Annotated in this window: 14 protein-coding genes; 5 read left to right on the forward strand and 9 right to left on the reverse strand. The window is 73.0% G+C overall.

Going from position 1 to position 12,570, the window contains the following annotated elements:
* Nucleotides 1-37 precede the first annotated feature (37 nt).
* Complete coding sequence (locus GGG17_RS03945; protein ID WP_311966402.1) at nt 38-1,096, forward strand: quinone-dependent dihydroorotate dehydrogenase; 1,059 nt, start codon at nt 38-40, stop codon at nt 1,094-1,096.
* 84 nt (nt 1,097-1,180) lie between these two features.
* Here the strand turns inward: GGG17_RS03945 and GGG17_RS03950 are convergent, their stop codons facing one another.
* From GGG17_RS03950 to GGG17_RS03960, 3 genes are read right to left on the reverse strand one after another with little or no spacing between them, the layout of a single operon-like run.
* Nucleotides 1,181-1,354 carry a CsbD family protein gene (locus tag GGG17_RS03950; protein ID WP_154592475.1) on the reverse strand — a complete coding sequence of 58 codons (174 nt, stop codon included), beginning with the start codon at nt 1,352-1,354 and terminating at the stop codon, nt 1,181-1,183.
* 54 nt (nt 1,355-1,408) lie between these two features.
* Nucleotides 1,409-2,245 carry a pentapeptide repeat-containing protein gene (locus tag GGG17_RS03955; protein ID WP_289032693.1) on the reverse strand — a complete coding sequence of 279 codons (837 nt, stop codon included), beginning with the start codon at nt 2,243-2,245 and terminating at the stop codon, nt 1,409-1,411.
* Nucleotides 2,238-2,420, reverse strand: a complete 183-nt coding sequence (locus GGG17_RS03960; protein WP_154592476.1) for a hypothetical protein — start codon at nt 2,418-2,420, stop codon at nt 2,238-2,240. The genes GGG17_RS03955 and GGG17_RS03960 overlap by 8 nt, the downstream gene beginning before the upstream one ends.
* Nucleotides 2,421-2,547: 127 nt before the next feature.
* Here GGG17_RS03960 and GGG17_RS03965 point away from each other — a divergent pair, with 127 nt between their 5' ends.
* Together GGG17_RS03965 and GGG17_RS03970 are read left to right on the forward strand one after the other, a co-directional pair.
* Entirely contained in the window at nt 2,548-4,107 is a 1,560-nt protein-coding gene (locus tag GGG17_RS03965; RefSeq protein WP_154592477.1) for a GGDEF domain-containing protein, read from the forward strand.
* A 398-nt stretch (nt 4,108-4,505) separates the two neighbouring features.
* On the forward strand, nt 4,506-5,042 hold the full coding sequence (locus tag GGG17_RS03970; RefSeq protein ID WP_154592478.1) for a TetR/AcrR family transcriptional regulator: 537 nt from the start codon (nt 4,506-4,508) through the stop codon (nt 5,040-5,042).
* Nucleotides 5,043-5,337: 295 nt separating this feature from the next.
* On the opposite strand, the gene GGG17_RS03975 is transcribed toward GGG17_RS03970, so the two are convergent.
* A complete protein-coding gene (locus GGG17_RS03975) occupies nt 5,338-5,721 on the reverse strand; it encodes a DoxX family protein (protein WP_154592479.1) in 384 nt (127 codons plus the stop codon).
* Nucleotides 5,722-5,817: 96 nt separating this feature from the next.
* Here GGG17_RS03975 and GGG17_RS16255 point away from each other — a divergent pair, with 96 nt between their 5' ends.
* Both GGG17_RS16255 and GGG17_RS16260 read left to right on the forward strand, forming a co-directional pair.
* Nucleotides 5,818-6,072 (forward strand): hypothetical protein, encoded by a 255-nt coding sequence (locus GGG17_RS16255; RefSeq protein WP_230082651.1) that lies wholly within the window; start codon nt 5,818-5,820, stop codon nt 6,070-6,072.
* Between the two features lie 34 nt (nt 6,073-6,106).
* Nucleotides 6,107-6,373: a hypothetical protein gene (locus tag GGG17_RS16260; RefSeq protein ID WP_230082653.1), complete on the forward strand. Its 267-nt coding sequence runs from the start codon at nt 6,107-6,109 to the stop codon at nt 6,371-6,373.
* 13 nt (nt 6,374-6,386) lie between these two features.
* Here GGG17_RS16260 and GGG17_RS03985 read toward each other — a convergent pair whose 3' ends face one another.
* The 5 genes from GGG17_RS03985 to GGG17_RS04005 all read right to left on the reverse strand — a co-directional run bounded on the left by GGG17_RS03985 (nt 6,387) and on the right by GGG17_RS04005 (nt 12,501).
* Nucleotides 6,387-7,013, reverse strand: coding sequence for a CueP family metal-binding protein (locus GGG17_RS03985; RefSeq protein ID WP_154592480.1), 627 nt, complete (start codon nt 7,011-7,013; stop codon nt 6,387-6,389).
* 91 nt (nt 7,014-7,104) lie between these two features.
* Nucleotides 7,105-9,591: an MMPL family transporter gene (locus GGG17_RS03990; protein ID WP_154592481.1), complete on the reverse strand. Its 2,487-nt coding sequence runs from the start codon at nt 9,589-9,591 to the stop codon at nt 7,105-7,107.
* A gap of 68 nt (nt 9,592-9,659) precedes the next feature.
* Nucleotides 9,660-10,295 (reverse strand): TetR/AcrR family transcriptional regulator, encoded by a 636-nt coding sequence (locus GGG17_RS03995; protein ID WP_154592482.1) that lies wholly within the window; start codon nt 10,293-10,295, stop codon nt 9,660-9,662.
* 110 nt (nt 10,296-10,405) lie between these two features.
* Complete coding sequence (locus tag GGG17_RS04000) at nt 10,406-11,926, reverse strand: dihydrolipoyl dehydrogenase family protein (protein ID WP_154592483.1); 1,521 nt, start codon at nt 11,924-11,926, stop codon at nt 10,406-10,408.
* Nucleotides 11,927-12,078: 152 nt separating this feature from the next.
* Nucleotides 12,079-12,501 (reverse strand): DUF1810 domain-containing protein, encoded by a 423-nt coding sequence (locus tag GGG17_RS04005; protein WP_154592484.1) that lies wholly within the window; start codon nt 12,499-12,501, stop codon nt 12,079-12,081.
* Between the last annotated feature and the right edge of the window lie 69 nt (nt 12,502-12,570).

Consider the following 12,570-nt stretch of genomic DNA (forward strand, 5'->3'; position numbering starts at 1 on the left):
CCAGAGACTAGCCCCCGGCCTTTGCGACAATGGGCACGTGCCCCTCCTCTCCCGCCTGTACGACGATCTCCTGCGCCCGGCGCTGTACTCCGTGTCGGGAGGTGACGCAGAGCGGGTCCACGCGCGCACCCTGCGCCTCATGGCGCTCGCGGACCGTCGACCCGAGCTGCTGGCGCCGCTGCGCGCGGCGCTGGCGACCGCCGCGCCCGTGGAGGTGGGCGGGGTGCGGTTCGCCAACCGCGTGGGCCTCGCCGCCGGCATGGACAAGGACGGGCAGGCGCTGTCGGTCTGGCCCGCTCTCGGCTTCGGCTTCGTCGAGGTCGGGACCGTGACGCGCCACGCCCAGCCCGGCAACGACCGCCCCCGGTTGTTCGCCCTGCCCGCGTCCGACGCCGTCATCAACCGCATGGGCTTCAACAACGCCGGAGCCGACGCCCTCGCGGACCGGCTCGACGCCCACCGCCCCGCGGGCACGCTCGGCATCAGCATCGGCAAGTCCAAGGTCACGCCGCTGGAGGAGGCGGTGGAGGACTACCGCTACTCCTTCGGTCGCCTGGCCCGGCACGCGGACTACGTCGCCATCAACGTGTCCTCGCCCAACACGCCCGGCCTGCGCGAGCTGCAGGACAAGGACGCGCTGCGCGAGATCCTGTCCGCGCTGCGGAGCGACAGCGCCGCCGGCCACGAGGCGGGACAGGCGGTGCAGGCGGTGCCGATCTGGGTCAAGGTCGCGCCCGACCTCACCGACCCGGCCCTCGCCGAGCTTCTCGGGGTCTGCCTCGAGGTGGGGGTCGCGGGCATCATCGCCACCAACACCACGCTGTCCCGCTCCGGCCTGGACCAGACCGAGCTGTCGTATGCCGCGCAGGCGGGCGGCCTCTCGGGTGCTCCGCTCCGTGCCCGTGCGGTCGAGGTGGTGAGGTTCGTGCACGACGAGACGGCGGGCGCGCTGCCGGTCATCGGGGTGGGCGGGCTGCGCTCGGCCGAAGACGCGTCGGCGATGCGGGACGCCGGGGCATCGCTGGTGCAGGTCTACACGGCGTTCGCGCTGCACGGACCGTCGGTGGTCCGGGAGCTGGCGCGCGCACTCGCCTGAGCGGGCAGAGCACCGCCGCCGCACCCGCGAGCCGAACGAGCGGCAGGCGGAGGTGCGGCGGCGGCGTGAGTGCTGCTCGGCGCGTCAGCTCTTGAAGGCGTCCTTGACCTTCTCGCCGGCCTGCTTGAGGTTGGCGCCCATCTGGTCGCCCTTGCCCTCGGCCTGCAGCTCCTCGTCGCCGGTGACCTTGCCCGTGGCCTCCTTGGCCTTGCCGGACAGGTCCTGACCCTTGTTGTCCATCTTGTCGTCGAGACCCATGAGGTTTCCCTTTCGTTCGACTGGCCCGGTCCGTGACGACCGGTTCACACGAACCTACCCCTCGTGAAGATCGTTCACACCTGGCGGGCACGTCGTCCGCTCGTCGGTCCTCGCCGCCGCCAGCTGCGGCGGGGTGACGAACAGTGCCCCGGACACCCTGGCCCCACGCAGGTCCGCGTCCCGCAGGTCGGCACCCAGCAGGTCCGCCCCGGTCAGGTCGGCGTCGCGCAGGTCGGCCGCGATGAGCAGGGCCCCGCGCAGGTCCACGCCGTGCAGGTCCGCGCCGGCCAGCCGGGCACCGACCAGGTCGGCGCCCGGCCTGATCCGACGGTCGGTGCGAGCGCTCCCCCGACCGCGGGTATGCCGGGGGCTGCGCCCCGCCCCGCGCACGACGGCGCTGACGTCGCGCAGGGCCGGGGCCACGCGCGCCCGCACCGCGGTCACGTCGAGCGCGAGCAGGTCCTGCGCCGCGCCGCCGGCGAGGGCATCCACCTCTGCCGCGAGCTGCCTGCACCGACGCGTGAGATCGGGCGCGGCGTCATACGAGATCGCCTGGGCGAGCAGGTAGCTCATCTCATGGAGCTGGTGCACGACCGGGAGGGCGGCGAACATCCGGCCCGGCAGGCCCGGGTCGGGGTCGTCCCGCCACGTGCGTCCGGCGAAGGTCTGCTGCGTGACGCGCTGCCCGGCTCCGAAGCAGTCGTAGGCCACGCAGCCGCGCCAGCCCGTCTCGGCCAACCGGTCGTGGATGCCGCAACGGTCGTCGGCGAGCAGGTTGCCGCAGGGCACGCCGCCGGGCTTGTCGACGGGGAAGTCCGCCCCGCGGGTCAGGGGCAGCGCGACGCAGCACAGCCCGACGCAGCGGGCGCAGTCGGGGCGCAGCTCAGTCACGGGGAGGGGTGAGCAGGGTGAAGGTCTCGCCGCCGGTCTGGTCCGCCCCGGTCTGGCCGATGCCCCCGGCCGGCCGGTCGCCGCCGAGGCCGGTGAACAGGGAGTAGTCGCCGTCACCCATCCCGATCTCCTCGTAGGTGAACCTGAAGGTCCGCGGGGCCTCCGGCCGAGGCACGCTCCAGGGTGGTCGTGCCGTCGGTCCCAGCCTAGCCAGCGGCACCGACAGGGCGTTCGCGTCAGCTCCCAGCACCAGGTGCGGACATCACCGGGACCTCGATGGAGGCTCAACCTATTCTGTCCGCATGTCAGCGAGCCCCGACGACGTCCGACGTCTCGAGCGCGTCTGGTCCTGGAGGTACGTCGATCCTGCGGCGTTCGCCGACGGCCTCGCGATCGTCCCCCACTCGCCGGAGAGGCTCGTCCTCGAGGCCTTCCTCGCCTGGCGGGAGCAGCGGCTCGACGAGGCGCTGACGATGGTGTCGCAGATCCTGGAGACCCCGCACCTCGCCTGGGGCTGGCGCTCCCGTGCCAGGGGCGTCCAGGGCGTCGTGCTGGTCGAGCTAGGCCTCGTCGAGGAGGGCGTGGCCGCCCACCGGGAGCAGTGCCGCCTCGCGGAGGAGGAGGACGACACCGTGGGCCTGGCCCGCGGGCTGACCAACCTGGGCAACGCGTTCGAGTTCGCGAGCCCCGACCAGTCCCGCCACTTCTACCTCGAGGCGATCGAGCTGGCGCGGACCTTCCGCGAGGAGCACACGCCGTCGGCGAGCACCGAGTCCATGGCCATGGAGGCGCTGGCCATCAGCAACCTGCACGACGTGCAGCTGCGCCACGGCATCCGCCTCGCGCCCGAGATCCCCGGCCTAGCGACGGCCGAGGAGCTCGCGCGCAATGGCTGGCCCGAGCTGGGGCACCACATCCGCGCGGTGCGCGTGCGCACGCGGCTGGAGCTCGGCGACACGGAGGGCGCCCTCGAGCTGGCCCGGGACCTGCCGGACCCCGCCTCCATGCGCGACGTCACCAACGCCATCAGCGTGGTCCGCACCCGAGCCGTGATCAGCGGCGTGCAGGGTCACCCCGAAGAGGGGTGCGCCCTGATCGATGCCGTCCTCCACCGGGTGTCCCTCCCCTTCCAGATCGAGCTGCTGGATGACCTCGTGGGGCTGCGGGAGAGCGCCGGCGACCTGCGGGGGGCCCTGGAGGCGTCGCGGCGGCTTTCCGACGCGATCCTCACCTGTCACGCCTCGCAGGCCCGCACCGCTGTGCTCGCCCTCGAGGTGTGGCACCGGACCCGCGCTGCCGAGGAGCTCGCGCGACAGGCCAACAAGCGCGCCGACGGCCTGCGTGCGGCCATGGCCGACCTGCGCCGCAACCACGAGCAGGTCCGGGAGATGACGACCCGGGACGTGCTGACCGGGCTGCACAACCGGCTGCACCTGTGGGAAGTGGGCGAGCAGATGACGGCGACGCCGCCGGACGAGCCGGCCGCGCAGGTGGCCCTCGCCGACCTGGACGGCTTCAAGGCCGTCAACGACAGCAGGGGGCACGCGACCGGTGACGCGGTGCTGCGGCAGTTCGCGGCCGCGCTGCGGGCCGCCGCGAGGCCCGAGGACCTGTGCGCCCGCTACGGGGGCGACGAGTTCGTCGTCGTGCGCCCGGCCGGGGTCGGCGGCTCGCTCGCGGACGACCTGGAGAGCCTCACCCGGCTCGGCGCGGTGCGCGACGGGGACCCGGTGAGGGCCAGCATCGGCGTGACCACCGTCCAGGACGGCGACTTCCAGCATGGTCTCGACCGGGCGGACCAGCTGATGTATCTCGCCAAGCAGCGCGGCGGCGCGCAGGTGGCCCGCGAGCCGGGCACCTGAGCGGTGGTGGGCCCCGTCAGTCCGGGTGGGTCTCGCGCCAGCTCTGCATCGCGTCCTTGAGCGCGACCCCGGTGGGGCCATGGCCTTGCCGCAGGTCCTCGCGGGGCGGGGGGTGGGCCTCGCCGCCCTGGCGCTGATGATCCTCGGCCTGGTCGGCTACCGCCGTAGGGACCTGTCGGCCGGGTGAGCCACCGGAGGCAAGCCGCTGCCGCCAGGGCCACCTCGACCACCTCGGACCACCCCAGCGTTCACGCAATGGCCACCCCAGCGTGCACGCGACCGGGCTCCCCGTGGCGATCCGGCCGGGCGCCTCCCCCTCGCGCGCCCGACCGGGCGTCCGCCTGGGGAGCCCGTTCGTATGGCCAGGTTAAAACACCTGTTGTGCCGATAATGGGCACATGCCGGATCGTCGCACCGCCGTGCTGGAGGCCGCCATCCAGCTCCTGGCCGAGGGGGGCGCCAAGGGGCTGTCACATCGCGCCATCGATCGAGCGCTGCGAATCCCTTTGGGCAGCACCGCCAACTACTTCCCCACCAGACAGTCGCTGGTCGAGGCGATCCTCCTCCAGATCGAGGCTCGAGACCTCCAGGCGTACCACCAGATGGATCCTGGAAGCGGTCTCCACGATGTGGACGATGTGGTGGCGACCCTGGTGTCCTTCGTCCGGGTGGCCGCGCTGGAGGGCGGCGGGGTGCACACCCGGGCCCGGCTCGCGCTCGCCTCCGGAGGTGGCCGGGACCTCTCCGAGCACCGCCGCCGCCAGGTCGCAGGACTGGCCGAGCTCGTGGCGTCGGTCGGCACTCCCGACCCCTACCGGGTCGCCCTGACCGTGTCGGCGCTCATGGACGGCACGGTGCTGCACCTCATGACGGGTCAGCTCGAGCTGGACGAGGAGGCCACCCGGCTCGCGCTGCGCACGCTGCTCGGCCACTGACCCCAACCCCGCGCAGCGACAGCGCCAAGCAACAACCCGCGCACCAGCACCCCCGCGCGAACCAGCAACCCCGGCTCGACGATCAAGATCACCTGCTCCTCTCCCGCCTGATGCTTCTCTACGGCCCCCCCATCCACACCGGCACGTGACCGGGGACGCGGCCACCGCCCACGTGGTCGACACCCTCAACCGGCGCGACCGGCGCCGCCACGTCCAGGCCGACCTCCCCGCCGAGACGGCCCTGGCTCGATCCCCGCCGGCCCAACGGCCCACCGGCCCATCGGCTCCGCCGACGTCAGTCCGCAGCGACAGCCAGCAGCCCACCGCTGATCGCGACGTTGGACATGAAGTGGTTGCGCTCGACGAAGGCCTTGCGCGGGTCGTCCATCGACCAGAACGCATGACCCACGACGTTCGTGGGCTGCAGCAGGGCGGCGAGGGCCAGGGCCGACGTCCGCGGCGCGATGCCCAGGGCCAGGGACGCGCCGCACGTGAGCATGGCGGCCCCGTTGAGCCGCACCAGGTCGGCCGGGGCGGCGACCTCCGGCAACCCGTATCGCTGCCTCGCCTCGTCGAGCAGACCACCGGTGTAGGTCTGGTCCTTGAGCTGGTTGAGACCCCCCATGACGAACAGGGAGCCCAGCATCAGGCGGGCGGCAGCCTTGACGGGGTGGATCATCGGGAAGCCTCCGTGGGGTCGGGGTGCGTCGGGTCCACGCTACTGCGCGGGACAGGCCGGACGGCGCTCCGCCGACCCGTCGACGAGGGCCGTGGCGTGGGTGTCGTCGTGGCGAGCTCCCGCGACGGCGTCGGGTTCGACCCGGTCGTGACGCTCGACCGCGAGTCCTTCGGCGCGGCCTCGCTCGAGCGTCCGGCGCTGGTGCGCCTGGACGACGGCTGGCGACTCTACTTCTCCTGCGCGACCCCGGGCTCCAAGCACTGGACCCGGTGGTGGTCCGGGACGGGTCCGGCTGGCGCTGCTGGCTGTGCTGCCACCCCCTCGACGTCGTGGGCCACGAGGACCGTATGACGACGCGCCTGCTCACCTCGCCCGACGGCCTCACGTGGCGCGACGAGGGCGAGGTGCTCGCGGGCCGGCCGGGTCGCTGGGACGAGCGGGCGCCCGGGTCACGGCCTGGCTGGGGGACCACCCGCTGACCCTGACCTACGACGGGCGCCCGGACGCCGCGCACAACCGGCGAGAGACGACCGGCCTGGCGGTCGCGGACGCGGACGGGGACGGCAGGGCGCTGCCGGACGGGACGACCCGGTGGTATGCCGAGATGATCCGCCCGGACGGGGCGCACGACCTGGTCACCGTGCTGGCGTGAGGCGTGCGGAGCCTCAGGCGAGCTGCAGCGTCGCGACGCAGGTGGGGCTCGTGGCGCCGGTGGCGAAGGGTGCCTTCACCGTCTTCCCGTCATACACCACCGTGATGGTGCCGGTGACGTCGCGCGGCAGCCAGAAGCCCACGAAACCGTTGGCGTAGGTCCGCACCTGCTCGTCGACGAGGGTCTTGCCGGCGGCGTCGGTGATCGTGACCTGCATGGCCTTGTCAGCGAGCTCGCCCTGGCAGCCGGTGAGGTGGTGATAGAAGCACTCGTGCGTCCGCGACACGTAGGGCGCCATGGACAGGTAGAACGAGTCCGCGGGGATCGGCACGGCGGCGGTGGCGCCGGAGGCGTCGGTGAGCTGGAGCTCTCCCTGCCGGACGGATCCCTTGAGCCCCTTGGCCTTGTCGTCCTGGGTGCGGTCCAGCTCGGACACGATCGTCTTGACGTCCTTGCCGGCGAGGCCGTTGCGGGCGAGGAAGGCCTGCGTGTCGGCCGGGCTTGAGGGCGCTGACGACGCTGAGGGCGCTGGGGACGTTGGGGACGCCGACGCGGTCTGGTTCGGCGCGGTCGAGCACCCGGTGAGGGCCAGGGCGAGGCTGGTGGCCAGGACGGCGGCGGTGAGGTCGCGGGTGCGCATGGGGACTCGTTCTCCTGGGAGGTGATGGGCGGGGGCGGTCGAGACTCCATGGTCTCAACCGCCCCCGGGCGCCGCCGCACCGCCCCCCTCGTCAGGCGTGGGGGTGACCCTGGACGCGGTCGACCAGCTTGACGCCCTCGACGTCGACGTCGGGCACGATCCGGTCCAGCCAGCGAGGCATCCACCACGCGCGCTCCCCGAGCAGGTGCATGACGGCGGGCGTCAGCGTCATACGGATCACGAAGGCGTCGATGAGGACGCCCAGGGCCAGGCCGAAGCCGATGGGCCGGATCATCGCCAGCTCGGCGTGCACGAACCCGGCGAAGACCGAGACCATGATGATCGCCGCCGCCGTGACGACGGCCGCCGCGTGGCTGAAGCCCGTGCGGACGGCTCGGCGCGCGTCCTCGCCGTGGACGTGGGACTCGCGCATGCCCGAGACGAGGAACATCTGGTAGTCCATCGCGAGGCCGAACAGGACGCCGATGAGCAGGATCGGCAGGAAGCTGAGGATGGCGCCGGGGTGGGTCACCGCGAAGAGGGACCCGAGCGTGCCCTTCTGGTAGACGGCGACGATGCCGCCGAAGGCCGCGGCCAGGGACAGCAGGAAGCCTCCCGTCGCGATCAGCGGGACCACCACCGAGCGGAACACCATGAGCAGCAGCACCAGCGACAGGCCCACCACGATGAGCAGGTAGGGCGGGAGCGCGTCGGCGAGCTTCTGGGAGATGTCGATGTTGGCGACGGTCTGCCCGGTGACCTTGACGTCCGCGCCCGTGACGTCCTTGATGAACGCCGCGTCCTCCCGGATCCGGTGCACCGTGTCCACGGTCGCCTGGTCGGCCGGGCCACCCTTGGGGATGGCCTGGTAGACGGCCGTGCGACCGTCCTTGCTGAGACCGGCCGGCATCACGCTGACCAGGCCGGAGTCGAGCTTGAGGGCCTCGGCGACGTCGAGCTGCTTGTCCTTGGTGGCCAGCTCGTCGAGACCGGCCGGCAGGGACGCCACCGCGACGATGGGTCCGTTGGCCCCGGCGCCGAACTTCTCGCCGATGGTGGCATAGGCCTGGTATGCCGTGGACGACTCGGGCTCCGAGCCACCGTCCGGCAGCCCGAGCCGCAGGCCGGTGGCTGGCACGGCGAGGAAGGCCACGAGAGCGAGACCCGCCACGATCGCCAGCCAGGGGTGTCGGGTGACGACGGCACCCCAGCCGCGGTCGGCGTGCTCGGAGTCGCGAGGATGGGCGTCGGACAGAGACTCGCCGCGAGCGTTGAAGCCGTGCGAGCGCCACACCCGGCGCGGCAGCATGCGGTGGCCCGCCAGTGACATCAGGGCGGGCAGCAGCGTCAGGTTGATGAGCACGGCGCAGGCGACCGTCCCGGCAGCGGCGAAGCCCATCGTGCCGAGGAAGCCGATGCCGGTGACCGCGAGCGCCGCCAGCGCGATGAACACCGTCATCCCGGCGAAGGTCACCGCGTTGCCCGCCGTCCCCACCGCGAGCGCGATCGACTCCGTGCGGGCCATGCCGGTCTTGAGCTGCTCGCGGTGCCGGTTGACGATGAACAGGGCGTAGTCGATGCCGACGGCCAGACCGATCATGAGGCCGAGGGCGGGCGTGACGGAGTTGAGCTCGACGACCTGGCTGAGCGCCAGGGTCGTCCCGGTGCCGAGCGCGACCCCGCCGATGGCCATCAGGAGGGGGAGCCCGGCCGCGACCAGGGTGCCGAGCATGACGAGCAGGACGATGGCGGCGATCACGATGCCGATGATCTCGCCGGGCCCCATGACGCTCGAGACGTCCTCCACCAGCTCCTTGCCGAAGTAGGTCTTGACGCCGGCGTCCGCCAGCTGGCGCTCGAGCGCCGTGACCTGCTGGCGCTGCTCGGGCGAGACGCTGTGGATCTCCTGGTGGAACCGGACCTGCGTCATCGCCGCGGTGCCGTCCGCGGACACGAACCGCGTGTCCTTGGTCAGGGCGACCTCGCGCTGCCCCAGCGCGAGCTCGCGCTTGCCGCGCTCGAGCTGGGTCCGGCGGTCCTCGAGCTGCTTGGTGCTGGCGGCGATCTTGGCGCGGGCGTCCGTGAGCTGCTGCCCCTTGAGCAGGCCCAGCCGCGCCGCGCCGTCGACCTGCCCCTTGCCCTGGGCCAGCTCGGCCTCGCCGGCGCGCAGCCGCTTCTCGCTGGCGTCGAGCTGCTTCTGACCTTCCGCGGTCTTGCGCTGAGCGTCGTCGAGCTGCTTCTGCGTGGCGAACGGATCGATGGCATCGGCCACCTGCGGCAGGGCCTCCCAGTCCTTGATCGCCGTGGCGACCGCGGCCTGCTGGGCCGGGGTGAAGCGCCCGGAGTCGCTGCGGAAGACGACGGTGCCGATCCCTCCCGCCGCGTCCGGGATCTCCCGCTTGAGGGTGTCCAGCGTCTGCTGGAACTCGAGACCCTCGACGGTCATGGTGCTGCTGAGCGGGGTCCGCAAGGCCGCGGCGGCGCCGGTGACGCCGCCGAGGAGGAGCAGCCAGGCCACGATGACGGCCCAGGGCTTGCGAGCCGACAGGAGGCCGAGGCGATAGAGCAGGGTGGCCATAGGTGGGTCGCTCCGATCAAGGGGGGTGGTTCAGACGGTGGGTGCTGCGCGCCGGGTGCCGGCGACAGTCAGCGGTGGTCAGGTGGGGTCAGCGTTGGTCTCAAGCCGTCGGCCAGGTAGCCGATGGCTTCGAGCAGCAGCGCGCGGAGGCGGTCGACGGCCTCCGGGGGCAGCTCACCCCGACCGTCGGCGTCCAGCTCCTCCGCCCAGGCCTGGACAGCGGCGCGGCCGGCCGCGGCGATCATCGAGGCCTGGACGCGCAGGCGCAGCGGCTCGGTGCCCGCGGGGAGGCGCCTGGCCAGGGCGCTGGCGATCCCCTCCTCGGCGGAGCCCCAGGCGTCGCGCTCCACGCGCAACGCCGCGGCGTCGTCGCGGCACAGGCACACCACGTCGGCGAGCCGGGCCAGGTCGTCGGGACCGGCTCCGTGCAGGAGGGCCTCGACGGCGGCGGTGGGCACCGGCTCGTCCAGGGGACGCGCCTCGAAGCTCTCGATCGCACGGGTGACGAAGTCCATGGACGGGACCGCGAGGACGGCGTCCGTGGTGGGGAAGTAGTTGAAGAAGGTGCGGCGCGAGACGCCCGCCCGGTCGGCGATCGCGTCCGCGGTGAGCGCGGCGACCCCGTCGACCCGTGCGATGGCGATCGCCGCGTCGGCCAAGGCCTCCCTGGTCTCGCGCTTGGCGAGGTCGCGTCTGTTGTGCACGTGGCCAGCCTAGGCTCATTGCACGCAGTGCACCAAATGCACAGTGTGCATCCAGGCTGCGCCGGACAGGCGCGCAGCAGTCAGCCGCGGAGCCGGACCGCGCCAGTGCATCAGCGGCGCAGGTCCCGCGGCAGGCCCTCGAGCAGACGGAGCCACAGCTCACTGGCGGTCGGATAGCTGGGGACGGCATGCCGCAGCACCGACACCGGGACCCGGCCGACGATCGCGATGGTCGCCGCGTGGAGCAGCTCGCCGGCGTCGGGCCCGACGAAGGTCGCGCCCACAACCGTCCGCGAGCCGCGGTCGACGACCAGCGAGGCCGTGCCCGACGCGTCGTCACGGAGCAGAGCCGCGCCCGCAGCGCCGGTGAAGGGCACCTCGACCACCTCCACCTCGGTCTCGCCGAACCGCTCCCGAGCCGCGGACGCGGTGAGACCGACCCAGGCGACCTGGGGATCGGTGAACACGACCTGCGGCACCGGCACGTCGTCAGGCACCGGCTCCGGCTCCGCGCCGGTGGTCCGGGCAGCGAGATGCTGACCCAGGACGCGGGCGCGGTACTTGCCCCAGTGGGTGAGCGGCGCCTCGCCGCTGGCGTCGCCCACGGCCAACAGCCAGTCGGGCACCTCCCCCCGGCTGCTCTCGGACGGCGAGCTCGTATGACGGAGGAGGGCCTGCGCGTCCAGCCCCACCGTCTCGAGCCCCAGACCCTCGAGGCGTGGCCGACGCCCCGTGGCCACCAGCAGCTCGTCGGCCTCGACCACCTCGCCCGCACCCGCCTCGCCGTCCGCTGCAGGGCTCGTCTGGTCGCCGGTGGGCGCGCCGGCGCCGGTGTCAGCGCTGGTGGTGGTCAGCAGGTGCACCATCCCGCCGTGGACGCGACCGAGACCGGTGTCCCGCGCGTCCTCGCGGCGGCACCGCGACACCTCCACGCCGAGACGCACGTCGACGCCCGCCCCGCGGAGGGCCTCCAGCACCGCCTCGGACGCGAACGGCTCCGCACCGCCCAGCAGCCGGTCGCCGCGCACCAGCATCGTGACGTGGGAGCCCAGGGCCGCCATCCAGGTAGCGGCCTCGCACGCGACGACGCCCCCACCCACGATCGCCAGCCGCTCGGGCACCTCCACCACGCCCGTGGCGTCACGCGATCCCCAGGGCAGGGCGGCGGCATACGGCTCGGGCACGACGGGGCTGCTGCCGGTGGCGATCACGACGGCGTGCCGGGCGTGCAGCACCACGGGGCCCTCCCCGTCACGCGTGACCTCCACCGTGCGCGGGCCGGTGATCCGGCCGTGACCTCGCACGACGTCGATGCCGGCGCCCTCGGCCCAGTCGACCTGGCTCGCGTCGTCGTAGTGCGACACCCACTCGTCCCGCCGCGCGAGCAGGGCTGCGACGTCCAGGTGGGGGCGGGACAGGCCACCGAGGTGGGCGGCGGTCGACGCCACCTCGATGGGGCGGAGCAGTGCCTTGCTGGGCATGCATGCGTAGTAGGAGCACTCACCGCCCACGAGCTCCCGCTCGACGAGCACGGCCGTGAGCCCTGAGTGCTCGGTCGCGTACTGGGCGACGTTCTCACCGACGGGGCCTCCCCCGAGGACGACGACGTCATAGGTCTGGTCGCTGCGCATGCCGCCAGTCTGCCCGCGTCAGGGGTCATACCGCGCTCTAACGAGCGTTCGACCTGAGGACGATGGCCGCGGTCCCGGCCCCCGGAGGGGCTGTTTACACCGCCCACGGGGTCGCCCAGGCGTGGCTCCGGCAGCAGTGCCGATGACGCCGGTCAGGCAAGCAGGGCGTCGGTGGCGTCGTCCATGGCTCCCCCGAAGTAGCGCTCCAGCACGGCTGTGAACGCCGGGTCCTGGGGGTCGGCCCGGTGAAAGAGCGTCATGGACGAGCGCAGCTTGAGAGCGTCGATGCCGCCCATGACGGCGTCGGCGGTCGCCGCGGCAGGGAGCGAGAGGAGCGCCTCGCAGCACTCGTGCAGGCGAGGTCCGAGGACGGGGTGCGCGAGGTAGGCGCCGGCCTCGTCGAGGTCCGCGATGCCGTAGCGGACCGCCATGCCGCTCCTGCCCAGCCCGCGCACCTGCGGCAGCACGAACCACATCCAGTGGCTGGTCTTGCGCCCGCGGCGCAGCTCGGCCAGGGCCTGGTCGTAGGCGCCGTGAGCATCCTGGGCCTGAACGAAGCGCGAGAGGTCGTCCATGCGCACCACTCTGCCACCGGCCGGCGAGGCAGGGTGCGCTGCTCAGGCCATGAGGTCGTGGCCTGGATC

The organism is Arsenicicoccus cauae (assembly GCF_009707125.1).
Lineage (GTDB): Bacteria > Actinomycetota > Actinomycetes > Actinomycetales > Dermatophilaceae > Arsenicicoccus > Arsenicicoccus cauae.